The organism is Streptomyces carpinensis (assembly GCF_002154505.1).
Taxonomy (GTDB): domain Bacteria; phylum Actinomycetota; class Actinomycetes; order Streptomycetales; family Streptomycetaceae; genus Streptomyces; species Streptomyces carpinensis.
This window is the reverse complement of sequence record NZ_MUBM01000147.1, coordinates 1-24,008: the sequence shown is the minus strand read 5'-3', so window position 1 is coordinate 24,008 and position 24,008 is coordinate 1. Positions and strand designations below refer to the sequence as shown.

The window sequence follows — 24,008 nt, the reverse complement described above, 5'->3', positions numbered from 1 at the left end:
CGACGGCTCCCACAAGGTCTCGCTGGACAAGGTCATCAAGACCATGAAGGAGACCGGCGCGGACATGTCGGTGAAGTACAAGGAGACCGCCCGCGGCGGCCTCGCCGTCAACATCATCGAATGCTGAGCGGGACCGTGGGCACCGCCGAGTCCGCCGCCGGCCTGTCGGACCCTCGACGCCGCCCCCGTCGCGTGGCGATGCTGAGCGTGCACACCTCGCCGCTGCACCAGCCCGGTACGGGGGACGCGGGCGGGATGAACGTCTACGTCGTCGAGCTCGCCAAGCGCCTGGCCGCCGCCGACGTCGAGGTGGAGATCTTCACCCGGGCCACCTCCCCCACGCTGCCGCCGGCCGTCGACCTGGCGCCCGGCGTCCTGGTCCGGCATGTACCCGCGGGCCCCTACGAGGGCTTGGCCAAGGAGGACCTGCCCGGCCGGCTGTGCGCCTTCACGCACGGTGTGACGCGGGTGTGGGCCGGCCACCGCCCCGGGCACTACGACCTGATCCACTCGCACTACTGGCTGTCCGGACACGTCGGCCGGCTCGCCGCCGCACGCTGGGGCGTACCGCTCGTGCACACCATGCACACCATGGCCAAGGTCAAGAACGCCTCCCTCGCCGTGGGCGACGCACCCGAACCCGCTGCGCGTGTGAGCGGGGAGGCGCGGATCGTGCGCGCCGCCGACCGGCTCATCGCCAACACCGGCAATGAGGCCGCCGAGCTGATCCGCCACTACGACGCGCCCACCGCGCGGGTCGCCGTCGTCCCGCCGGGCGTGGACCTGGAGCGCTTCCGGCCGGACAGCTCGGGGATCGAGGCCGGCCGGGCCGCGGCCCGTGTCCGCCTCGGGCTGCCGCCCGACGCGTTGGTGCCGCTGTTCGCGGGCCGTATCCAGCCCCTGAAGGCGCCGGACGTGGTACTGCTCGCCGTGGCCCGGCTGCTGGAGGAACGGCCGTGGCTGCGCGAGCGGCTAGTCGTGCCGGTGGTGGGCGGACCGAGCGGATCCGGGCCGGTCGAGCCGGAGGGCCTGCAGAAGCTGGCCGCGCGGCTCGGCATCGGCGATGTCGTACTGTTCCGTCCGCCGGTGGAGCAGACCCGCCTGGCCGACTGGTACCGGGCGGCGTCCGTCCTGGTCATGCCGTCCTACAGCGAGTCCTTCGGGCTGGTGGCCCTCGAGGCGCAGGCCTGCGGCACGCCGGTGATCGCGGCCGAGGTGGGCGGTCTGCCGGTGGCGGTGCGGCACGAGGTGAGCGGCGTGCTCGTGCCGGGGCACGACCCGGCCGACTACGCGCGGGCCCTGGGCCGCTTCGCCGACGACCCGTCGCTCTCGGCCCGGATGGGTGCCGCGGCCGTCCGGCACGCCCGGTCCTTCGGCTGGGACGCGGCGGCCTCCGCGACGGTGGACGTGTATACGGACGCGCTTCGGCGACGGCCGCGACCGCTCCGCGACACCGGCCGGCAGCCGGTCACCGTCGTGTGAGAAGAGCGCTTCGGGAGCCCCCTGTCGGCTCCCACAGCAGTCGGGGCGCGGGACTCACGGGGTGGCGGCCGCGGCGGGGATGAGGGTGCGGCGGAGCCGGTTGAACAGCTTGGGCTGGTGCCACGGAGAGCACGGCGACGGGGTTGCCCTCGCGCCGGTAGACAGGCGGTGAAGGAGCGGCTGTCGAGGTCGCCGTCGGCGACCCTGAGTTCGGCGCCGGAAGCGATGTGTCCGGCGAGCCGGATGCGCACGGGTGCTTGTCGGACCAGAAGTACGGCGCGGTCGGTGGGGCGGTGGCCGACGCCCCGTCAAGCAGCGTGCGGGCGTCGGTCTTCGCCTGCTCGGTGGCGTTGCTCCAGTGCTCGATGCGTGCGTGCCGCGCGGTGAACAGGTCGGGGCAGCGGGCGACGTCGCCGACGGCGACCACACCGGGGACGCCGGTCGCGAAGCCGGCGTCGCACACCACGCCGTCGTTCACCCGCAGCCGGAACCGGCGAACTCTCCGTTGCTTCGGGCCGCTGCCAAGGGGACGAGGGGCACCGGTCCCCTACGGCGAACGCATGCGCGCGGTGGGCGACACAGGGCGCCTGGCGGCAGGTTCGGCCCGGCGTCAGAGCGACGGCTCGTCCCACTCGTCCAGCAGGGCATCGCCCACGGCGTCGTCCAGCCCGGCCTCGGGGGCGTTCAGGGACTGCTCACTCCAGATGACCTTGCCGCGGGCGGTGTACCGGGTGCCCCAGCGGCGGGCGAGCTGGGCGACGAGGAACAGTCCTCGCCCGCCCTCGTCGGTCGCGGCCGCGCGGCGCAGGTGCGGAGACGTGCTGCTGCCGTCCGCGACCTCGCAGATCAGGCTCTCCCGGTCGTACAGCAGACGCAGCCGGATGGGCTCGGAGCCGTAGCGGATGGCGTTGGTGACCAGCTCGCTGAGAATGAGCTCGGTGGTGAAGCCGATCTCATCCAGGCCCCACCCCTGGAGTCTGCGGGCGCAGGCGGCCCGGAGCGGGCCGAGGGCCGCGGGATCGCTGGGCACGTCCCAGTCGGCGACCCGATCGGGGTCCAGCAGCCGCGTGCGGGCCAGCATGAGCGCGACGTCGTCGCGGGGGCGGTCGGGCAGCAGGGCGTCGAGCACCGCCTGACACGCCTGCTCGGGGTCCCGGGGGGAATGCGCCAGGGCGCCCTTGAGGAGTTCGAGGCTCGTGTCGATGTCCCGGTCGCGGTCCTCGACGAGCCCGTCGGTGTACAGGGCGAGCATGGAGCCCTCGGCGAGTTGCAGTTCGGCGGTCTCGACCGGCAGGCCGGTACCGAGGCCGAGCGGTGGTGAAACGGGGACGTCCGGGAAGGTGACGGCGCCGTCGGGGTGGACGAGGGCGGGTCCGGGATGACCGGCCCGGGCGATGCCGCAGTGGCCGGAGACCGGGTCGTAGATCGCGAACAGGCAGGTGGCGCCCGTGATGCCGGCGCCGTCGCCCTCCCCCTGGGTGGCCTCGCTCTCGTCGATGTGGGCGACCAGCTCGTCCAGGTGGCTCAGGATCTCGTCCGAGGGCAGGTCGAGGGCACAGAAGTTGTGCACCACCGTGCGCAGGCGGCCCATGGTCGCGGCGGCGTGCAGGCCGTGACCGACGACGTCGCCGACCACCAGGGCGACCCGGGCGCCGGGCAGCGGGATGACGTCGAACCAGTCCCCGCTCACCCCGCCCTGGGCCGGCAGGTAGCGGTGGGCCACCTCCAGGGCCGACTGCTCGGGCAGGGCACTGGGCAGCAGGCTGCGCTGCAGGGTGACCGCCATGGCGTGCTCGCGGGTGTAACGACGCGCGTTGTCGATCGCCACCGCAGCACGGGCGGCAAGCTCCTCGGCGAAGGCCAGGTCCTCCTCCGCGAAGGCGTCCTTGTCCGAGCGCCAGAAGTCGGCCATCCCCAGCACCACGCCCCGGGCCTGCAACGGCACACTGATCAGCGAGTGGATACCGAAGTCGAGCATGCGCCGCGCCCGCTCGGGATCCAGCGCCTGCCAGCCGCGGGCGGCCCGCAGATCCGGCTCCAGCACCGCGTGACCGCTCTGCAGCCCCCTCGCTTGCGGCATGGTCGGCAGGAAGGTGATCTCCGCGTTCACCGGGTACAGCGAGTGGCCGTCGCGGACGCCGCGCACGGCGGTGCGGTGCATGGCCAGGCTTCCGGTGTCCGGTTCGTCGCCCCGCCGCACGGCGTCCGGCAAGTCGACGGTGGCGAAGTCGGCGAACCGGGGGACCGCTACTTCGGCCAGTTCCTCGGAGGTGCGCACCACGTCGAGTGTGGTGCCGATCCGCAGCCCGGCGTCGTAGAGCAGTTGCAGGCGGTCCCGCGCCTTCCGGGCCCGGCCCGCAAGGACACGCAGCTCGGTGGTGTCCCGCAGCGTCGCCACACTCCCGGTCGGCCCCCCGTGCGGGGCGGTGGGCCGCAGGTTCACCGCCAGCAGCCGCCTCCCCTCCAAAAGCACCTCGTCGGTGGCTGCCACGCCCGACGCCAACAGCGCCGCGGTGCGCGGGGCGAGTCCGAGGTCGGTGACACGGTGGCCGTCCGCGTCGTCGGGCAGGTCCAGCAGTCGGCGTGCCTCGTCGTTGGCCAGCAGCAGCCGGCCCTCGCCACTGATGACGAGCACGCCCTCGCGGACCGAGTGCAGGACCGCGTCGTGGTGCTCGTACATCCGGGTCATCTGGGCCGGTTCCAGGCCGTGCGTCTGGCGTCGTAGTCGCCGGCTCACCAGCGTCGACCCGGTCGTGACCAGCACCAGCCCGCCGGCGGCGGAGCCGAGCAGCAGGGGCAGCTGCTCCGTCACCCGGTGTTGCACGCGCTTGACCGTGATACCGGCGGACACCAGTCCGACGACCTTGCCGTCGGTGTCCATGACGGGGACCATCGTGTCCACGGCGCGGCCGACGCCGGGCGTGTCGTAGGTGGCCTGGTGCACCTTGCCGGCGAGCGCGTCCGCGTAGGAGCCGACGACGCGCCTGCCGATCAGACGCGGATCGGGGTGGGTCCAGCGGATGCCGGACGGACTGAAGGCGATGATGTAGTTGACCCTGGACAGCTTCCGGGCTTCCTCCGCGCGCGGCTGCAGCAGCGCGCTGGGGTCGGGGGATTTCATGGCCTGCAGCGTGCCCGGGGCGTGTGCGAAGGTCTCGGCGGCGACGCGCGAGCGGTCACGGGCCTCCTGAAGGCTGGTGCTGCGGGCCTGCAGCACCAGCGCCACCACGGCCGCCACGACGAGGAGCAGGACCACCGCCACCTGGAGGATGAGGACCTGGCCCGCGACGCTGCGCACGTGCAGCACGGAGGGCAGGCGGGCCGGCGGCCGCTGTGAGGCGTCGCGCTCGTCCTCGGTCCGCGTCGGCCGCGCCGTGCCGGACCGCCTGGGCTCACGCCGATGCATCGCCATGTCTCCAGTATGGGTGGCCACCCACACGAAGCGTCCGGCCCGGCAGCCCGGTGACCCGCCCACCTGCCGGAGGGGCCGGGCAGCAGGTGGACGGGCGGTACCGGGGCGGGAAGGGGTCACTGGGTGGGCGGGACGTCCAGCCTCTCCTGCAGCCACGTGTGGAAGGCGCCGATGCCGTGCTCGCCGGGAACGAGGACACCGCCCTTGGCGTAGGCCCGCGAGGTCATCCCCGGCTGAGTACGCTCACAGGCGTCGAAGTCCTGCCGGTTCACCCGGTGGAACAACTCCACCGAACGCTCCACATCCTGGCCACCCTCCACGACATGCGGCAGATAGAGCCAGTCACACTCCACCACCGTGCGGTCATGCGCCATCGGACACATCCGGTGGAAGATCACATGGTCGGGCACCAGGTTGACGAACACCTGCGGCTTGACCGAGATCGCGTAGGGTTCAGCGCCGGATGCGTGCCATCTCCGGGTCGAACAGCGGCTCCGTGGCGGCGACGGCGGCGACCTCGGCTCCGAAGTACTCGATGTCCACCGGTGTTTCGGCGGCCGCGTGCTCGGCCGGCAGCCAGGCGTAGGCGATCGGCGCGCCGACGGAGCAGCCGTAGGCGGCGCTGGTCACGTATCCGACGGGCGGCCGTTCACGTACACCGGTTCGTGGCCCATGACCACGGCCTGCTGGTCCTGGATCAGCAGAGGGACGAGCCGGCGGCTGACCGTGTCGGTGCGGGCGGCGGTGCGGGCGTGGGGCGTGCCGAAGGGTCCGGAGGTGACCAGGTGCTCGATCCGCGCCGTCACAGGACGACCACCGAGCGCAGGACCTCGCCGCGGTGCATCTTGCCGAACGCCGCCTCCACCTCGTCCAGGGCGATCGTCTCGGTGACGAACTCCTGCAGGTCGAAGCGGCCTTGCAGGTAGAGGTCGACGAGGGCGGGGAAGTCGCGGGAGGGCAGGCAGTCGCCGTACCAGGAGGACTTCAGCGCCCCGCCGCGGCCGAAGACGTCCAGCAGGGGCAGCTCGACGGTCAGCTCCGGGGTGGGTACGCCGACCAGGACGGCGGTGCCGGCCAGATCGCGGGCGTAGAAGGCCTGCTCGTAGGTCTCGGGGCGGCCCACCGCGTCCACGACGACGTCGGCGCCGAAGCCGCCGGTGAGGCTGCGGACGGCCTCGACGGCGTCGGTCTTGGAGGAGTCGACGGTGTCGGTGGCACCGAACCGCTCGGCCCACTTCAGTTTCCGCTCGTCGACGTCGACGGCGATGATCTTCGAGGCGCCGGCCACCTTGGCGCCCGCGATGCCGGCCATGCCCACGCCGCCGCAGCCGATCACGGCGATCGAGTCGCCGCGGCCGACGCCGCCGGTGTTGACCGCGGCGCCGAAGCCGGCCATCACACCGCAGCCGAGCAGACCGGCCGCGGCGGCCGAGGCGGTGGCGTCCACCTTGGTGCACTGGCCGGCGGCAACCAGGGTCTTCTCGGCGAACGCACCGATGCCCAGGGCCGGGGAGAGCGGGGTCCCGTCGGCCAGCGTCATCGGCTGGGCGGCGGTGTGGGTGGCGAAGCAGTACCACGGCCTGCCCTTGCGGCAGGCCCGGCACCGGCCGCACACCGCGCGCCAGTTGAGTACGACGAAATCGCCGGGCGCGACGTCGGTGACACCCTCGCCGACCGCCTCGACCACGCCGGCGGCCTCGTGACCGAGCAGGAAGGGGAACTCGTCGGAGATTGCGCCCTCCCGGTAGTGCAGGTCCGTGTGGCAGACGCCGCAGGACTGGACCTGCACCAGCGCCTCGCCCGGTCCGGGGTCCGGCACCAGGACGGTCTCCACCGAGACCGGGGCACCCTTCTTCAGGGCGACGACGGCGCGTACCTCGTGTGTCACTGCCGATCTCCTCGCTGAGGGAGGCCGAGTGCGGAACTTCGGCCGGTGTTCTGGATGGCGGGGGTCCGATCGCTCCGGCGGAGCGGTCGACGAGGGGAGAGAGTCCGGACCGACGTGCCCGGAGCCTGGGGAAGGCCGAGATCGAGCCGCCGCGTCTGTTGCGTAATGCGCGATGAAGTTCACCATGAGCAACGGTCACACTGTCTTCTCTCCGAGTGACCAGTGTCAAGGGGTTGGCCGGGCGAAGTTCGCCGACGCATGGACGCACGCAGCCGGCCGCCCTCCGAAGAGGGGCGGCCGGCTGCGTGTCGGGCGGTTCGGCGTGCGTACGCCGTCAGGAGCGTTCGAGGTCGCGGTCCCGATCGGCCGCCGAGGGCCGCGGGGTGCGGCCGGGGAGGGCGCTGGTCTCGGCAAGGGTGCGGCCGCGGGTCTCCTCGGCCCAGGCGAGGGACACCACCCAGCCCACCAGAGTGATACCGGCACCGATCAGCATGGTCGGGCCGATGCCCAGCTTGTCGAGGGAGATCGGCAGGAGGTAGGTGCCCGCCGCGGCGCCGATACGACTGATCGAGGTGGACACACCTCCGGCCGTGGCCCGGATGCCGGTCGGGAACAACTCGTTGGGATACGTCCACTCCAGCACCGTGGGACCACCCGAGAAGAGCGCATAGGCGCAGAAGCAGACGACGACCACGGTCAGGGGCAGCGTCGAGCCGCCGCCCAGCACCGCGAGCGGAACCACCATCAACGCGAACGACCACACGATGAGGGGCCGGCGTCCGATCCGGTCGACCATGCGCAGGGCGGGGACACAGCCCAGGACGAACACGATGCTGATCAGCGCCGAACCCAGATTCCCGGCGTTGCCCTCCCCGAGCCCGAACGAACCCAGGATCGCCGGACCGAAGGTGTACAGGGCGAACATCGGCGTGATCTGACACATGTAGAACAACCCGCAGAACAACGTCCGCCGCAGATACCTGCCCTGGAACAGATCACGGAACCCGCCCTGCTCCACCGACCGCTCGGCAGCCGAAGCGGCAAGCAGATCACCCAGGGGAACAGTACGGCCCAGAGCACGCTCGATCGCCTTCTGCGCATCAGCCGTCCGCCCCTTGTTCACCAGCCACAACGGCGACTCCGGCGTACCGATACGCAACAACAGGATCACCGCACTCAGCAAAGCACCCGAGCCCAGCATCCACCGCCACGTACCCGAACCACCGACCCCCGCCATCACATACCCGACCACATACGCCGCCGCCGCACCCACATACCAGGCCAGGATCAGCACACCCAGCAGCCGGCCACGATGCCGGTTGGGCACCCACTCCGCCAACAACGACGTCGCGATCGGATAGTCCGCACCGATCGCCACACCCACCACGAAACGCAGCACCACGACCTGCCAGGCATCCGTGGCGAACACCGACAACACCGACCCACCCACCAGCACCGCGAGATCGATCGTGTACATCGCCTCACGACCCAGCCGGTCCGTCACCGCACCGAAGAACAGACCACCCACGAAGATCCCCACCAGGGCGGCCGCACCGATGAGACTCTCCTCCCCCGTCGACAGGTGCAACTCACTGCTCATACCGGCAAGCGCGACACCGATGATGCTCAGCAGATAACCATCGAGGAAAGGACCACCCGCACACGCCCAGGTCAGCTTGCGATGGAATCTGCTCAACGGCGCCTCGTCGATGGCACGGATCGACATGGGACCTCCCGGTCTGGGGGACTGTGAAACGAGTTGCGTTGCGCTTCGCAAAACGCGTCTCTGCCTACGCAACGGAACATCGAGAGCGTTTCGCCGTCAAGACACGCGACGGAAGCTCTTGCGACTTCCTTGGACTTCCCGCCATGATGTTGCGCATTGCGATTCTCAATTCGCATTGCGAGACACGCTGTTCCTCGTACAGCGTGCACGAATCCCGTGACACCCGCAACGCGCATGCATCTCGCGACACATACAAGGAGACGGGCATGACCATCAGCCTGGCCACCGGATCACTGTCCTCGGACCAGCTCGAGGACAGGTTCGTCCTCCACCGGTAGAAGTCACGGGCCAAAGCCTCGACGGCCACCCGACACCCGAGCGGGCGGCCCCCTCGCACGAGTCTCAGTCCCCGGTGCAGTCGGTGGAGCGGGGCCGCGGGCATTCTCGAATTCCTGGGCCGCCAGGAGGAAGCGGGCGTCGCGGAGATCGCCGCCGAGCTCGGCGTCCACAAGTCGACGGCGTCCCGGCTCGCCACCGCCCTGGAGCTGCGCGGGCTCCTCGAGCAGGCGGAGGAGCGCGGCGGGTACCGCGTGGGCCTCGGCCTGATCCGCCTGGCCGGTGCCGCCACCGTCCGGCTCGATCTGTCCCGGCAGAGCCGCGCGATCTGCGAAGAGCCGGCGGCCCGGGTCCCGGAGACCGTCAACCTGGCCATCCTCGACGGGGGCGCCGCGATCAACATCGGCCAGGCACTCGGCCCCTCGGCCATCACCACGCACAACTGGCTGGGCCGGCGCACGCCGCTGCACGCCACCTCCAGCGGCACGGTGCTCCTTGCGCATCTGCCCGAGCCCGAGCGCGAAAGACGGCTCACGGCGGCCCTGGCGCGCTACACACCGCGCGCCGTCACCGACACCGACATGCTCCGAAGTCAGCTGAGGAGCACCCGCACGGAGGGCTGCGCCTACAGCGTCGAGGAGCTCGAAACAGGCCTGAACGCGGTGGCCGCGCCGGTCGTCACCTTCAACGGCCAGGTGGTGGCCGCACTCAGCGCCTCGGGGCCGTCCTTCCGGCTGACCGCGCAGCGACTCCGCGAGGTCGCCACCCCGGTGCGCACCGCGGCCGCGGAGATCTCCGCCCGGCTCGGCCATCTCGGCCACCGCTGAGGGGCTGACCGTTGCACGGCACGCGATGTGAGCGGCGTCAGGCTCGTCGGCGACTGCACGGTCCTCTTCGTCTTCCGCCGACACCACCGGCTGCAGGCGGCTCCCGAACCCCGAGGGTCGCCGTATACCCTCCCTCTGCGCATGCCGCACAACTCCCCTCCGCGGATGAGGGATCAACTGGGCCGGCATTGCGTATAGTTGCGCCATGAGCAACTACGCCGCAGATGACGAAACAGCGGGTCCGGCGGTGAACGGGGTGCAGTCCGTCGACCGTGCCGTCAGCGTCCTGGAGATCCTCGCCCAGCGCGGGGAGGCGGGCGTCAGCGAGGTCGCCGCCGAGATCGACGTCCACAAGTCGACGGCGTTCCGCCTGCTCGGGGCACTGGAGGCACGCGGACTGGTCGAGCAGGCCGCCGAGCGCGGCAAGTACCGGCTCGGCTTCGGGATCGTACGCCTGGCCGGAGCCGTCACGGGCCGCCTCGACATCACGCAGCAGAGCCGGGAGGTGTGCGAGCGGCTCAGCGAGGAGATCGGCGAGACCGTCAACATCGCCGTCCTTCAGGAGCACTACGCCGTCAACCTCCATCAGGTGCGCGGTCCGGGCGCCGTCGGCACCCACAACTGGGTCGGGCAGCTCACCCCGGTGCACGCCACGTCCAGCGGCAAGATGCTGCTCGCGCACCTGCCGGAGCGGGAGCGCGCCCAGGTGCTCGCGGCGTCCGGCGCGCAGAAGTTCACGCCACACACGCTCACCGCCCGGACCAGGCTGGAGAAGAACCTCACCGAGGCGCGGGAGCGCGGGTACGCGGTGACGCTGGAGGAGCTGGAGATCGGACTGCACGCGATGGCGGCCCCGATCCGGTCCCACCACGGCGACGTCGTCGCCGCCCTCAGCGCCTCCGGTCCCGCCTATCGCTTCACCGAGGAGCGCATCCATGAGCTCGCCCCCCTGCTGATCAAGGGCGCCGAGGAGATCAGCCACCGGATGGGCTACGTGGGCTGACCCTGCCCCGCTGCGGGGGAGGGGGCGGCTGGGAACTCCGTCATGCCCCCACGCGTTGCAGGGGCATCCGGGCAGCGGCTGCCGTCTCGGCGCCCCAGCGGGCGGTCACCCGTACCGCGTCGAGCGTGGCGGCCACGTCGTGCACCCTCAGGCACCAGACGCCCTGCGCGGCGGCGAGCACGGAAACGGCGGTGGTCGCGGCGTCCCGCAGCCGCGCCGGGCGCGGTCGCCCCGTCGCCGGATCGGCCAGCACCTGGCCCAGGAACGACTTGCGCGACGCGCCCACGAGAACGGGACGGCCCAGCGCGCCGACCTCCCCGAGACGGCCCAGCAGCTCCCAGTTGTGCCCGGGCGTCTTGGCGAAGCCCAGCCCGGGGTCGACGATCAGGCGGTCGGGCCGGATCCCCGCCTCGAGCGCGGTGTCGATCCTCAGACGCAACTCGTCGACCACGTCGGCGACGACGTCGTCGTAGACGGCGTTCGCCTGCATGCCGGCGGAGTGGCCGCGCCAGTGCATCATCACGTACGGCGTGCCCGCCCGGGCCATCAGCGGCAGCATCGCCGGGTCGGCGAGGCCGCCCGAGACGTCGTTGATCAGCCGTGCACCCGCGTCGAGCGCCTGGGCGGCCACCTCGGCACGCATGGTGTCGACGCTGACGACGGCGCCCGCCGCGGCGAGCCGGCGGACGACGGGCAGGACGCGCCGCAGTTCCTCCTCCACGGGCGGGCGCGCCGCGCCGGGGCGGGTCGACTCGCCGCCCACGTCCACGATGTCGGCTCCCTGCTCCAGCAGCGCGACTCCGTGCGCCACGGCCGCCTCCGGGGCGAACGACCGGCCGCCGTCGGAGAACGAGTCCGGCGTGACGTTCACGACCCCCATCACCAGCGCCCGGCCGGGCCGCGGAAGCCCGTACGGATGGAGCTCCGGCGTCCCCGGGCACGGCGGGATGGCGCCGTGGGAGGCGGCGGTCACGGAGCCCCGATCCGCTGCCCCGCTGGTGCCGCCAGCTGCCGGCGCCAGCGCATGAAGGGCCGGGTCCGGTTCACGCCGAGCACAGCGACCGGGCGGTCCGCCTGCCGGTAGACGGCGAGGAAGCTGCGGTCGTCGGCGGCGCCCTCCTCGATGGTCACGCTGTCGGCTCCGGCCGCGTGGCCGGCGAACTGGATGCGCACGCCGTACTGGTCGGACCAGAAGTACGGCGGCCGGGGCGGCTCGGGTACGGCCGCGCCACCGGAGAGCAGAGCGGTCACGGCCGCCGCCGGCCGCTCGCGTGCGCCGGTCCAGTGCTCGACGCGGCGGTGCGCTCCGACCGCGGGGTCGTACCAGGCCGCACAGTCGCCGACCGCGACGACACCGGGGATGTTCGTGGCACCGGCGGCGTCGCACCGCACGCCGTTGTCCAGGGCCACGCCGGAGCCCTCCAGCCACTCGACGCAGGGGCGGGCACCCACCCCGGCGACGACGGTGTCGGCGGGAAGGCTGCGGCCGTCCTCCAGCAGGACCGCCGTCACCCTCCCCCGGCTGCCGCTGAGCGCCTGTACGCCGACGCCGCACAGCAGCCGTACGCCGTGGTCGGCGTGGAGGGCGGAGACGAGCTCGCCCATCGCCGTTCCGAGCGGACCGGCCAGGGGGGTCGGCGCGGCCTCGACGACCGTGACGTCGAGCCCGAGTTCGTGGGCGGTCGAGGCGACCTCTGCGCCGATGAAGCCACCGCCGATGACGACGAGCTGGCCACCGCGGGCCAGGTCCGCGCGCAGGGCGCGGGCGTCGTCGAGTGTGCGCAGGACGTGGACGCCGCCGAGTCCGTGCCCTCCCTGAAGGGTTCTGGCGGCGGCTCCGGTGGCCAGCACGATCCCGTCGGCACGGACGGTACGGCCGTCGGCCAGCCGTACCGCGCGGTCCGCGCGGTCCAGTCCGACGGCACGGGCGCCGAGCAGCCACTGTGCTCCCAGATCCTCGCCGTCCGCTTCGAGCAGCAGCTCGGACTCCGCTGTCCGGCCGGACAGGAACTCCTTGGACAGCGGCGGCCGGTCGTAGGGACGGTGGGTCTCTTCGCCGACGATGACGAGCCGTCCGTCGTAGCCCTGGGCGCGCAGTGCGCGGGCGGCCGACAGCCCGGCGAGTGAGGCGCCGACGACCGCCACGCTCCTCACGCGACACCTCCGGTGGCCGCGATGCCGCCGAGCCGGGCGGCGGCGCAGGAGGGCGGCAGGTTCGGCGGGGCGTCGGAGAGCTTGACGTAGATCATGCCGTCCTCGACGAGGACCTGGTGGGTGCGCACGGATAGCCGGGCGGGGGGCGCGTCCACGCCGCCGGTGCGCAGATCGAACTTCGAGGCATGCAGGGGGCATTCGACCTCGCACCCTTCCAGCCAGCCGTCGGCGAGCGAGGCGTCCTGGTGGGTGCAGGTGTCGTCGATCGCGTAGACCTCGCCGTCCTCGGTGTGGAACACGGCGACGGGCGGATCGGTCTGGAGCCGGAACGCCTCGCCTCGCGGCAGATCGGCGAGAGGGCACGCGGGAATCATCATGACCACCTCGGCGCGTATTAAGAAACTTGGTGCGCGAAGCGCAACGTCAGTCTGGGGTTGGCCCTATCCGTTGTCAAGGAGTCGGCCGGGCGTCCATGGGAGTCCGCCTCGCCGACGCCACCGCGGGCAGCCTGGACGCCTTCAGGTCGGTCTCCCGCCACTCCCGGTCGGACTCGAAACCCCAGTGATGCCGGCGCCGGTACCGAGGCGGAGCCGCCCCTCGGCGCAGTCGATCCAGAAGGTGCGGATATCGACGGCCACTTCGCCCACGCCCCGGTCGGCGTGGACCCGGCCGACGCCGCCGCAGTGCGGGCGCGCGGGACCGTCTCCAGTTCGTCGACGGCCCCGAGAGCGTTCGCCCTGGAGCGCCGGTGACCGAGCCGGGCGGGAGGGCGGCGGCGAGGAACGCGGGCCGGCCGGCTCCGGGAAGCAGCTCGCCGCGCACGGTGGAGACCAGGTGGACCAGCCCCGGGTGCTGCTCGACGGCGCACAGCTCGGGAACGGTGACGTTGCCGGTGGCGCACACGCGGCCGAGGTCGTTGCGGACCGGGTCCACGATCACCACGTTCTCTGCTGGTCTCCAGCAGGTCCGCCTCGGTCCGTCCGGTGCCCATGATCGGCCCGACTCGACGATCCGCCCGCGGGGCGAAGGAACAGCTCCGGGTACGCAGTGGCGATCTTCACCCGGTGCACGGGCAGCCGGATCGTTCCGGCGTACCGTGCCGGGTGGCCACGGGGCCGGCAGAGCGGTCAGCGCGTCCACGTCGGCCTCGGGCGCCACGGGCGCGGACAGCACCTGGCAGAGGTTCGCCTGGCAGACCTCCCCGGCCGCGCTGTACTCGCGGATGCGCCGCACGGCTGGCGTGTACGCGGCACGGTAACGTCCCGTCACCGGCGAAACGGTCTCGGAAGCGGGCCCGGGGGGCGACGCCCCGCACGGCTGCGAGCCGTTCTCGTGCTCGGTCTTCGAGCAGGCCGGGCCGGTGGACATGCGACAGGCGGTGCCGGGCCGACTGTCCGCGTCGGCCCGGCACCGCCAGGTCACTTCCGCCGCCCTGCCGGGCCGCTCACCGGTATTCGACGGCCGCGTCCAGCAGCCAGTCCGTCAGGTAGCCGGCGAAGGAGGAGCGCACGAGGACCCAGAAACCGGCCCTGGCCTCGTCGCGGGCCACCAGTACGACCTGGGTGCGGGCCAGCGTCGTCTGGGCGCAGCGGCCGGGGCCGAAGGCGCGCGGATGCAGGTCCAGCGCGCAGCCGTGGGCCAGCAGGTCGCGGGCGCGGCGTCCGGCGACCAGAAGGGTGGTGCGCTGGGCGGAGACGTCGACGACCGAGACCGGTTCGTCACCCGCCGCCGCGCGGATCCGGCTCTCCAGGTCCCGCTGGGTGCCGGGTCGGCCCACCACCAGCCATTCGTCGGGGCCGAGCCACACCGCGGTCACCTCCCCCGCGTGCACGACGGTGTTGGGTTCCAGGGGCAGTTGGATCCCCAGGGCGAGTCCGACGGCGTCCGCCGCAGGACTCTTGGCGTCCAGGCGGACGTTCACCTGGGCCAGGAAGGGGAGTTCGGCCAGGCGGATCGCGCCCCCGGAGGAGCGCGTCGCGGCCGCCAGGCGGTGGGCGGCGTCTGCCAGGGGGCTGCGCTGCCGTGCGGTCAGGGCGGTGTCAGCCATCGCGGCGGGCTCCCTCGGGGTCGTAGAGGACGGGGCTTGCGACGGTCACCGGGAGCAGCCGATCGCCGACGGGTGCGTAGAGGCGTTCGCCGATCCGGTCCCGGCCGCCCTTGACGAGGGCGAGCGCGAAGGTCCGGCCGAGCGCCGCGCTGCGGTAGCTGGAGGTGACGTGACCGAGCATCGGGACGGGCGGTGCGGGCAGTTCGCTGTCCGCGACCAGGTGGGTGCCCTCGGGCAGGAAGGCGGCCGGGTCCTCGGGAAGGAGGCCGACCAGGTGCTTGCGGTCGGGGCGGACGGTGTCGGCGCGGGCGTAGGAGCGCTTGCCGATGAAGTCGGGCTTCTTCTTCGACACCGCCCAGCTCATACCGAGGTCCTGCGGAGTGACGGTGCCGTCGGTGTCCTGGCCGACGATCGGGTAGCCCTTCTCGGCGCGCAGGACGTGCATGGTCTCGGTGCCGTACGGGGTGATGCCGTACGGGGCGCCGGCCTCGTACAGCGCCTCCCACAGGGCGAGGGCGTCCCACGGCGACACGTTGATCTCGTAGGCGAGCTCGCCGGAGAAGCTGATCCGGCACACGCGCGCGTCGACACCGGCGACGGTCGTCTCCCGCCACGCCATGAACGGGAAGTCGTCGTTGCCGACGGCCAGTTCAGGCGCGAGGGAGCCGAGGACCGCACGGGAGCGCGGGCCGACGAGGGCCACGGTGGCCCACTGCTCGGTGACCGAGGTGCAGTGGACCTTCAGTTCGGGCCACTCGGTCTGCAGCCACTCCTCCATCCAGTCCAGGACAGCCGCCGCGTTGCCGGTCGTGGTGGTGACCAGGAAGCGGTCCGGCGCGAGCCGGATGACCGTGCCGTCGTCGAAGACCATCCCGTCCGGACGGCACATGACGCCGTAGCGGATCATGCCGACCTTCAGGGTGCTCATCATGTTGGTGTAGAGCCGGTCGAGGAGGACCGCGGCGTCCGGGCCCTGCACGTCGATCTTGCCGAGCGTGGAGGCGTCCATGAACGCGACGCCCTCGCGCGCGGCGCGGCACTCGCGCAGCACGGCGGTCTCCATGTCCTCGCCGTCCCGCGGGTAGTACCAGGGCCGCTTCCACTGGCCGACGTTCTCGAAGACGGCGCCGTGCTCGACGTGCCGCCCGTGCAGGGCGGTGGTGCGGATCGGGTCGTGCAGCGCGCCGCGGTCGCGGCCGGCGAGGGTGGCGAAGGAGACGGGGGTGTACGGCGGGCGGAACGTGGGCAGGCCGAGCGCCGAGATGTCCACGCCGAGCAGCTCGCCGACGACCCCGCTGGCCAGGACCCCGCCCGTCCTGCCCTGGTCGCCCCCGGTACCGGCGGTGGTGTAGCGCTTGGTGTGCTCCACCGAGCGCAGGCCCGCCCCGGTCGCCCGCGCCAGGTCGTCGACCGTGACGTCGCGCTGGAGGTCGACGAAACGGGGGGCGCCGGTGGAAGTGGGGACGGTGAAGACCTGCATGGGCGGGGTGTGCGGCTGGGCGGCCACGGCCGGCAGGGCGGGCGCGTCTGCCGTGTAGCCCTCCGCCTCGACCGCGCGAGCACCGGCCGCGGCGCCCTCCGCGAGGACCGCGGAGAGGTCGAAGGCCCCGTTCGCGCTGCCCGCGACCTCCACCGCCTGGCGGCAGTCGTCGGGGACGAACGCGCCCAGTGCCTCGTCGTGGCGGAGCTTGCCGCCGGCCTGGCTGAACAGGTGCGCGACCGGGTTCCAGCCGCCGGCGACCAGGAGCAGGTCGACGGCGAACTCCCGCTGTCCGGCGCTCTCCCCGTGCGGGGCGACCGCCACGGCGGTGAGGCGGGCCTCGCCCTCCGTGCCGGTGACCGCGTGACCGGCGAGCACCTCGATCCCGGCGGACCGGGCGCGCTCGGCCCACTCCCCCGGCTCGGGCCGGGTGTCGACGATCGCGGCGATGTCCACGCCCGCCGCCGCCAGGTCGAGCGCGGCGGCGTAGGCGCTGTCGTTGGTGGTGAACACGACCGCGTGCCGGCCTGGCAGAACGGCGTAGCGGTGGAGGTACGTCCGGGCCGATGACGCCAGCATCACGCCGGGTCGGTCGTTGTCGCCGAACGCCAGCGAGCGCTCGTGGGCGCCGGTCGCGAGGACCACGCGCCGGGCCCGGATCCGCCAGACTCGCTCGCGGGAGACGTCGGCCGGTGCCTGGGCGCCGAGGTGGCTGGTGCGGCGCTCGACGGCGAGGAGGTGGTTGTCGTCGTAGTGGCCGAAGACGCTGGTGCGCCGCAGGACGCGTACCTCGGGGGCGGCCTCGAGCCGTGCGCGCGTCCCCGCAACCCAGTCGAGGTGTTCGCCGGTGCCGAGCAGACTGCCGCCGAGTTCCGGCTGGTCGTCGGCGAGGATGACGCGCGCGCCGCTGCGCGCCGCCGCCGCTGCCGCCGCGAGGCCCGCCGGTCCGGCGCCCACGACCAGCAGGTCGCAGTGGGCGTGTACGGCGTCGTAGCGGGCGGGGTCGGGCTCGGTGGCGAGGCGTCCCTGGCCCGGGAGGCTGCTCGCGACCAGGCCGTCGTACAGCTCGACGGTCGTGGCGGGCAGCATGGGCTCCGGGAAGGGAGCCTCGATCTGGACGACCGCGTTGGGTTCTTCGACGCCGGCGGAGAAGATGCCCCGGGGGCGGCCGAACTTGATGCTCGTCGCTGCCGCGATGACGCCGTTGGCGAGGAGCGCCGAGGCGAGGGTGTCGCCGCGGTAGCCCTGGTATTGGGTGCCGTCGAGGGTGAAGGCCAGGGGTTCGTCGCGGTCGATGCGGCCGCCGGTGACCAGGCGGTGCGGTTGGCTCCCGAGCCGCGCCGGGGGCTCCGCCCCCGCACCCCCGATCGGGACTGAACGGGCCTCGTCCTCGAACGCCGGACCGGCTGGTTGCACCGACCGCGGCTGAGCGGTCACCGGACGCGGCTCAAGCGTCTTCGGACGCGGCTCCCCCGCCTTGTACACGGCCAGGATCTCGTTCGTCGCCGTGTCCCGGACCGCGTTGAACCACCGGCGGCAGCCCGCCGCGTGGCTCCAGCGCTCGGCGAACGGGCCCTTGGGGTTGTCGCGGAAGAACAGATACCGGGCCCACTCCTCGTCGGTGAGGGCGGCGGGCTCCTCGGGGTAGGGCACGTGCGCCTGGCCGCCGTAGTGGAACTCGGCCTCGTCGCGGGGCCCGCACCACGGGCAGGAAATGAGCAGCATGGTTCGGCTCCTCTAGTGGTCCTAGTGGGCCACCGCGGCCGCGCCGTGCTCGTCGACGAGCGCGCCGGTGGTGAAACGGTCGAGCGAGAAGGGGGCGTTCAGGGCGTGCGGTGTGTCGTGGGCGATGGTGTGGGCGTAGACCCAGCCGACGCCCGGGGTGGCCTTGAAGCCGCCCGTGCCCCAGCCGCAGTTGAGGTAGAGGTTGTCGACCGGGGTGAGGCCGACGATGGCGGAGGCGTCCGGGGTGACGTCGACGATGCCGCCCCAGGTGCGCAGCACGTGGGCGCGGGCGAAGACCGGGAAGAGCTCCAGGGCGGCCGACATCTGCTCCTCGATGATGTGGAACGCGCCGCGCTGGGTGTAGGAGTTGTAGGCGTCGATGCCCGCGCCCATCACCAGCTCGCCCTTGTGCGCCTGGCTGACGTACACGTGCACGGCGTTGGACATGACCACCGTGGGGTGCACCGGCTCCAGGAGTTCGGAGACCAGGGCCTGCAGCGGGTGGCTCTGCAGCGGGAGCTCGATGCCGGCCATGGCGGCGAGGACCGAGGTGTGCCCGGCCGAGCACAGGGCCACCTTGCCCGCCGCGATCGGTCCGCGCGTGGTCTGCACACCGACCACGCGGCCGCCGACCACGTCCAGGCCGGTGACCTCGCAGTTCTGGATGATGTCGATGCCGGCGGCGTCGGCGGAGCGGGCGAAGCCCCAGGCCACGTAGTCGTGTTTGGCGATGCCGGCGCGCGGCTGGTAGGTGCCGCCGAGGACCGGGTAGCGCACGTCGGGTGAGATGTCGACGATCGGGCAGACCTCCTTGACCTGCTCGGCGTCGAGCCACTCGGCGTCGACGCCGTTGAGCCGGTTGGCCTCGACCCGGCGGACGCTGTCGCGGACGTCCTGCAGGCTGTGGGCGAGGTTCAGCACGCCGCGCTGGGAGAAGAGGATCGGGTAGTCGAGCTCCTCCTCCAGTCCCTCCCACAGTTTGAGGGCGTGCTCGTAGATGCCGGCGCTCTCGTCCCACAGGTAGTTGGAGCGGATGATCGTGGTGTTGCGGGCCATGTTGCCGCCCGCCAGCCAGCCCTTCTCCAGCACGGCGACGTTGGTGATGCCGTGGTTCTTCGCCAGGTAGTGGGCGGTGGCCAGGCCGTGTCCGCCGCCGCCCACGATCACCACGTCGTACGACCGCTCGGGTTCCGGATCGCGCCACAGCCACTCGGGGTGGTCGGGCAGGTCGGCGCCGGGGGTGCGGGGGCTCATCGGGCGCCTCCTGAAGGGCCGGAAAGGTGCGGGTAGAGCGGGTGCTTCGCGGCCAGCGCCTCGGTGCGGGCGCGCAGTGCGGCAACGTTCGGCTCGGGCTGGAGGGCGAGCGCGATCAGGTCGGCGACCTCGGCGAAGTCCTCCTCGGTGAAGCCCCGGGTGGCAAGGGCCGGGGTGCCGATGCGCAGGCCGGAGGTGACCATGGGCGGGCGCGGGTCGAAGGGAACGGCGTTGCGGTTGACGGTGATGCCGATCTCGTGCAGGAGGTCTTCGGCCCGCTTTCCGTCGAGCTCGGAGTCCCGCAGGTCGACGAGGACGAGGTGGACGTCCGTTCCGCCGGTCAGCACCTTCACTCCGGCCGCGGCCGCGTCGGGCTGTGCGAGACGCTCGGCGAGGACGCGGGCGCCGGCCAGGGTGCGGGCCTGGCGTTCGGCGAACTCGGGCGAGGCCGCCACCTTGAAGGAGACCGCCTTCGCGGCGATGACGTGCTCCAGCGGGCCGCCCTGCATTCCGGGGAACACCGCCGAGTTGATCTTCTTGGCGAGGTCGGCGTCGTCGGTGAGGATCACGCCGCCGCGGGGACCGCCGAGCGTCTTGTGCGTGGTGGTGGTGACCACGTGCGCGTGCGGGACGGGGCTGGGGTGCAGTCCGGCGGCGACCAGGCCCGCGAAGTGCGCCATGTCGACCATGAGGAGGGCACCGACCTCGTCGGCGATCCGGCGGAAGGCGGCGAAGTCCAGCTGCCTGGGGTACGCCGACCAGCCCGCAATGATCATCTTGGGGCGGTGCTCCTTGGCGAGCCGCTCCACCTCGTCCATGTCCACGAGGTTGTCCGCCTCGGACACGTGGTACGGCACCACGTTGAGCATCTTGCCGCTGTAGTTGATGCGCATGCCGTGGGTGAGGTGACCGCCGTGCGCGAGGTCGAGACCGAGGATCGTGTCGCCGGGCCGGAGCAGGGCGAAGAAGACGGCGGTGTTCGCCTGGGCGCCCGAGTGCGGCTGGACGTTGGCGAAGGCCGCCCCGAAGAGGGACTTGACCCGCTCGATGGCGAGCCGCTCGGTGACGTCGACGTGTTCGCAGCCGCCGTAGTAGCGGCGGCCTGGGTAGCCCTCGGCGTACTTGTTGGTCGCCACCGAGCCCTGCGCCTCCATCACGGCGGTGGGCGCGAAGTTCTCGGAGGCGATCATCTCCAGGGTGGACTGCTGGCGGTGCAGCTCGGCGCGGAGGGCTTCGTGGACCTCGGGGTCCAGTTCCGCGAGGGGGGTGTTCAACGCGTTCATACGGTGTTGGCGTTCCTCTCGGCGGCCTCGACGACGTTGGCGAGCAACATCGCCCGGGTCATGGGTCCCACGCCTCCGGGCATCGGCGCGAGCCACCCGGCGACCTGGGCCGCGTCCGGATGTACGTCGCCGACGAGCCCGTTGCCGGTGCGGGTGATACCGACGTCCAGGACGGCCGCGCCGGGGCGCAGCATGTCCTTGGTGATCAGTCCGGGCGAGCCGGCCGCGGCGACGACGATGTCCGCCTCGCGTGCGTGCCGGGCCAGGCCCTTGGTGCCTGTGTGGCAGAGGGTGACGGTGGCGTTCTCGGACCTGCGGGTGAGCAGGAGGCCGATGGGCCGGCCCACGGTGATGCCCCGGCCGATCACGCAGACGCGCGCGCCGGCGATCGGTACCTCGTGGCGGCGGAGCAGTTCGACGATGCCGCGCGGGGTGCAGGGCAGCGGGGCGTCGACGCCGAGGACGAGCCGGCCGAGGTTGACCGGGTGCAGTCCGTCGGCGTCCTTGGCCGGGTCCATGCGGGTGAGCACGGCGTTCGCGTCCAGGTGGCGCGGGAGCGGGAGCTGGACGATGTAGCCGGTGCAGGCCGGGTCGGCGTTGAGTTCGTCGACGACGTCCTCGACCTGCTGCTGGGTGGCGTCGGCGGGCAGTTCGCGGCGCAGGGAGGCGATGCCGACCTGTGCGCAGTCGCGGTGCTTCCCGGCCACGTAGGCGTGGCTGCCCGGGTCGTCGCCGACCAGGACGGTGCCCAGGCCGGGCCGGCGGCCGGTGATGGCGGTCACCTTGGCCACTCGCTCGGCGAGTTCGCGGCGGATGACGGCGGCGGTCGCCCTGCCGTCGAGGAGTTGTGCGGTCACCGGCGGTGCTCCTTCCTAACCACGGAGGCGGGACATGGTCGGGTCGAACAGGGGCTCCTCGGCGACGACCGCCTCGACGCGCTGGTCGAAGTAGCCGATGTGCACGGTGGTACCGGGGGTCGCGAGCTCCGCCGGGAGCCAGGCGTAGGCGATGCCCTTGCCGATCGTGTAGCCGTGGGCGGCGCTGGTGACGTAGCCGACGGCGCGGTCCCCGTCGTACACCGGCTCCTTGCCCATGACGACGGCCCGCGGGTCGTCGATGGTCAGGCAGCTCAGCCTGCGCCGCATGTCGGCCTTGCGCCGTTCCAGTGCGGCCTGGCCGATGAAGTCGCCCTTGTCGAGCTTGACGGCGAAGCCGACGCCGGCCTCGTAGGGGTCGTGCTCGTAGGTCATGTCGGTGCCGAAGGAGCGGTAGCCCTTCTCCAGGCGCAGGCTGTTGAAGGCGCCACGGCCGGCGATGATGCCGCCCAGCGGCTCGGCCGCCTGCCACAGGGTGTCCCACAGCTTGAGGCCCTGGTCGGCGGTCGTGTAGAGCTCCCAGCCGAGCTCGCCCACGTACGACAGCCGCAGCGCGGTGACCGGCACGGAGCCGATGTGGGCGCGCTTGGCCCGGAAGTACTTCAGGCCCTCGTTGGAGAAGTCGGCGTCGGTGAGGGGCTGCAGGACCTCGCGGGCGAGCGGGCCCCACAGGCCGATGCAGCAGGTGCCGGCCGTGATGTCGCGGACCTGGACCGAGCCGTCGGCGGGCAGGTGCCGGGTGAACCAGTCGAGGTCGAGGTTGCCGTTGGCGCCGACCTGGAACAGGTCGCGGGCCAGGCGGGCGACGGTGATGTCGCTGCGGATGCCGCCGTCGTGGTCCAGGAGCAGGGTGTACGTCACCGAGCCGACCGACTTGTCCACCTTGCCGGTGGACAGCCGCTCCAGGAAGGCGGCGGCACCCGGGCCGCTCACCTCGAGGCGCTTGAGGGCCGTCATGTCGTACAGGGCGACGGTCTCGCGCGTGACCTGGGCCTCGGCACCGACGATGGGCGACCAGTACTGCGCGGCCCAGTCATTGGGGGTCGGCACGGAGCGGCCCTCGACCAGCCCCGCGTTGGCCTCGTACCACTGGGGGCGCTCCCAGCCGTTCGCCTCCAGGAAGAACGCGCCGTGTTCCTGCTGGCGGGCGTAGAAGGGGCTGGTGCGGATCGGGCGCGGCTTCCCGGACGGCTGGAGGGGGTGGAGGATGTCGTAGACCTCGACGAAGTTCTGGCAGTCGCGGGCCAGGACGTACTCCGGGGCGAGCTGGTGCGGCTCGAAGCGGTTGAGGTCGCACTCGTGCAGGTCGAAGGAGGAGCAGTAGCCGTCGACCAGCCATTCGGCGACGGCCCGGCCGACGCCCGCGGAGTGGGTGACCCACACGGCCTCGGCGACCCAGAAGCCCTTGACGTCCGGGGACTCGCCGAGCAGCGGGAAGTTGTCTGTGGTGAAGGAGAACAGGCCGTTGATGCCCTCCTCGACCTTCGCCTCCCTGGTCGCCGGGAGCAGGGACTGGGTCTCGGTCCAGGCGTCCTCGAAGTCCTCCTCGGTGAACTTCAGGACCGAGGGCATCCCCTCCGCCTCGTCCACGGAGAGGATGTCGTCGGCGGAGACCGGCATCGGCCGGTGGCCGTAGTAGCCGATGCCCAGGCCGTCGAAGCGGTCGCGGTAGTAGAGGTCGGCGTCCTGGTGGCGCAGGATCGGGCGGACCGCCTCCTCGGTCTGACCCGCGAGGGCGGGGACCGGGCCGGTCCAGGCGAGCTGGTGGGCGAGTGGGGTCAGCGGCAGGTTCAGGCCGACCATGCGGGCGATCTTCGGGCCCCAGATGCCGGCGCAGCACACGACGATGTCGGCGGGGATGTCGCCCTGGTCCGTCACGACCCCGGTGACGCGGCCCTCGCTCTGCCGGACGTCGAGGACCTCGTGACGGGCGAGGAAACGCACGCCGCGCCCGGTCGCCCGGCGGATCTGCGCCTCGACGGCGAGGACGGCCTTGGCGAGGCCGTCGGTGGGCACCAGGAGGCCGCCCAGGATCTTGTCGCGGTCGAGCAGCGGGTGCCGCTCCACGCACTCGTCGGGGGTCAGCAGGCGCCCCTCGATGCCCCAGGCGGTGATCCAGCCGTGGCGGCGCCGGAGCTCCGCGAGCCGCTCGGGGCTCGTGGCCACTTCCAGGCCGCCGACCTGGAGGAAGCAGGGCTTGCCGTCGACCTCGAGCGAGGAGAACTTCTCGACGGTGTAGCGGGCCAGCTCCGCCATCGTCTTGGAGCTGTTCGTCTGGAAGACCAGGCCCGGGGCGTGGGAGGAGGACCCCCCGGTGGCCGGCAGGGGGCCCTGGTCGACCACGGTCACTTCGGTCCAGCCGCGTGCGGAGATCTCATCCGCGAGGGCCGCTCCCACGACGCCCGCTCCGATGATGACCACTCGGGGTCCCGCCATCGCCCAACCTCCGAACTCGCTCTAGTTGCTTTTTGCGCAACTCGATTCAGGTTGCGCAACTCAATGTGCCTGCCGCCGGG

General features: G+C 72.3%; 17 protein-coding genes and 3 pseudogenes. 4 read left to right on the top strand and 16 right to left on the bottom strand.

Going from position 1 to position 24,008, the window contains the following annotated elements:
• Both BZY54_RS19900 and mshA read left to right on the top strand, forming a co-directional pair.
• On the top strand, positions 1-127 hold a 127-nt coding region (locus BZY54_RS19900), incomplete at its 5' end, for an L-serine ammonia-lyase, iron-sulfur-dependent, subunit alpha (protein WP_143668078.1).
• Positions 121-1,482, top strand: coding sequence for a D-inositol-3-phosphate glycosyltransferase (gene mshA, locus BZY54_RS19895; protein ID WP_086726533.1), 1,362 nt, complete (start codon positions 121-123; stop codon positions 1,480-1,482). The genes BZY54_RS19900 and mshA, both read left to right, overlap by 7 nt.
• A gap of 610 nt (positions 1,483-2,092) precedes the next feature.
• Here mshA and BZY54_RS19885 read toward each other — a convergent pair.
• The 6 genes and pseudogenes from BZY54_RS19885 to BZY54_RS19865 form a co-directional block, all read right to left on the bottom strand.
• The gene (locus BZY54_RS19885) at positions 2,093-4,888 is read right to left on the bottom strand and encodes a SpoIIE family protein phosphatase (protein WP_086726535.1); all 2,796 of its coding nucleotides are present in this window, start codon (positions 4,886-4,888) and stop codon (positions 2,093-2,095) included.
• A 122-nt stretch (positions 4,889-5,010) separates the two neighbouring features.
• A pseudogene (locus tag BZY54_RS19880) lies at positions 5,011-5,343 on the bottom strand (SRPBCC family protein); the annotation flags it as partial.
• Between the two features lie 4 nt (positions 5,344-5,347).
• The gene (locus BZY54_RS19875; protein WP_244217239.1) at positions 5,348-5,524 is read right to left on the bottom strand and encodes a glycine cleavage T C-terminal barrel domain-containing protein; all 177 of its coding nucleotides are present in this window, start codon (positions 5,522-5,524) and stop codon (positions 5,348-5,350) included.
• Positions 5,521-5,700, bottom strand: a complete 180-nt coding sequence (locus tag BZY54_RS53315) for an aminomethyltransferase family protein (RefSeq protein WP_244217238.1) — start codon at positions 5,698-5,700, stop codon at positions 5,521-5,523. Before BZY54_RS53315 ends, BZY54_RS19875 begins: the two co-directional genes overlap by 4 nt.
• Entirely contained in the window at positions 5,697-6,782 is a 1,086-nt protein-coding gene (locus BZY54_RS19870) for an S-(hydroxymethyl)mycothiol dehydrogenase (RefSeq protein ID WP_086726532.1), read from the bottom strand. The genes BZY54_RS53315 and BZY54_RS19870 overlap by 4 nt, the downstream gene beginning before the upstream one ends.
• 334 nt (positions 6,783-7,116) lie before the next feature.
• The gene (locus tag BZY54_RS19865) at positions 7,117-8,508 is read right to left on the bottom strand and encodes an MFS transporter (protein WP_086726531.1); all 1,392 of its coding nucleotides are present in this window, start codon (positions 8,506-8,508) and stop codon (positions 7,117-7,119) included.
• 412 nt (positions 8,509-8,920) lie between these two features.
• Between BZY54_RS19865 and BZY54_RS19855 the strand changes: the two are divergent.
• Positions 8,921-9,671: pseudogene (locus BZY54_RS19855) on the top strand (IclR family transcriptional regulator).
• 205 nt (positions 9,672-9,876) lie between these two features.
• Positions 9,877-10,674, top strand: coding sequence for an IclR family transcriptional regulator (locus tag BZY54_RS19850; RefSeq protein ID WP_086726528.1), 798 nt, complete (start codon positions 9,877-9,879; stop codon positions 10,672-10,674).
• Between the two features lie 40 nt (positions 10,675-10,714).
• Here the strand turns inward: BZY54_RS19850 and folP are convergent, their stop codons facing one another.
• The 10 genes and pseudogenes from folP to BZY54_RS19800 all read right to left on the bottom strand — a co-directional run bounded on the left by folP (position 10,715) and on the right by BZY54_RS19800 (position 23,928).
• Positions 10,715-11,554, bottom strand: coding sequence for a dihydropteroate synthase (folP, locus tag BZY54_RS19845; RefSeq protein ID WP_086726534.1), 840 nt, complete (start codon positions 11,552-11,554; stop codon positions 10,715-10,717).
• A gap of 89 nt (positions 11,555-11,643) precedes the next feature.
• The gene (locus tag BZY54_RS19840) at positions 11,644-12,828 is read right to left on the bottom strand and encodes an NAD(P)/FAD-dependent oxidoreductase (protein ID WP_086726527.1); all 1,185 of its coding nucleotides are present in this window, start codon (positions 12,826-12,828) and stop codon (positions 11,644-11,646) included.
• A complete protein-coding gene (locus tag BZY54_RS19835) occupies positions 12,825-13,205 on the bottom strand; it encodes a bifunctional 3-phenylpropionate/cinnamic acid dioxygenase ferredoxin subunit (RefSeq protein ID WP_086726526.1) in 381 nt (126 codons plus the stop codon). The genes BZY54_RS19840 and BZY54_RS19835 overlap by 4 nt, the downstream gene beginning before the upstream one ends.
• Positions 13,206-13,278: 73 nt before the next feature.
• A pseudogene (locus tag BZY54_RS19830) lies at positions 13,279-14,250 on the bottom strand (chorismate-binding protein).
• A 22-nt stretch (positions 14,251-14,272) separates the two neighbouring features.
• The gene (locus BZY54_RS19825; protein WP_086726525.1) at positions 14,273-14,875 is read right to left on the bottom strand and encodes a sarcosine oxidase subunit gamma; all 603 of its coding nucleotides are present in this window, start codon (positions 14,873-14,875) and stop codon (positions 14,273-14,275) included.
• Entirely contained in the window at positions 14,868-18,080 is a 3,213-nt protein-coding gene (locus tag BZY54_RS19820; RefSeq protein WP_086726524.1) for a sarcosine oxidase subunit delta family protein, read from the bottom strand. The genes BZY54_RS19825 and BZY54_RS19820 overlap by 8 nt, the downstream gene beginning before the upstream one ends.
• Positions 18,081-18,101: 21 nt before the next feature.
• Complete coding sequence (locus tag BZY54_RS19815; protein ID WP_086726523.1) at positions 18,102-19,334, bottom strand: sarcosine oxidase subunit beta family protein; 1,233 nt, start codon at positions 19,332-19,334, stop codon at positions 18,102-18,104.
• Positions 19,331-20,617, bottom strand: a complete 1,287-nt coding sequence (gene glyA / locus BZY54_RS19810) for a serine hydroxymethyltransferase (protein WP_086726522.1) — start codon at positions 20,615-20,617, stop codon at positions 19,331-19,333. Before glyA ends, BZY54_RS19815 begins: the two co-directional genes overlap by 4 nt.
• The gene (locus BZY54_RS19805; protein ID WP_086726521.1) at positions 20,614-21,474 is read right to left on the bottom strand and encodes a bifunctional methylenetetrahydrofolate dehydrogenase/methenyltetrahydrofolate cyclohydrolase; all 861 of its coding nucleotides are present in this window, start codon (positions 21,472-21,474) and stop codon (positions 20,614-20,616) included. The genes glyA and BZY54_RS19805 overlap by 4 nt, the downstream gene beginning before the upstream one ends.
• Before the next feature lie 15 nt (positions 21,475-21,489).
• The gene (locus BZY54_RS19800; protein ID WP_086726520.1) at positions 21,490-23,928 is read right to left on the bottom strand and encodes a GcvT family protein; all 2,439 of its coding nucleotides are present in this window, start codon (positions 23,926-23,928) and stop codon (positions 21,490-21,492) included.
• Between the last annotated feature and the right edge of the window lie 80 nt (positions 23,929-24,008).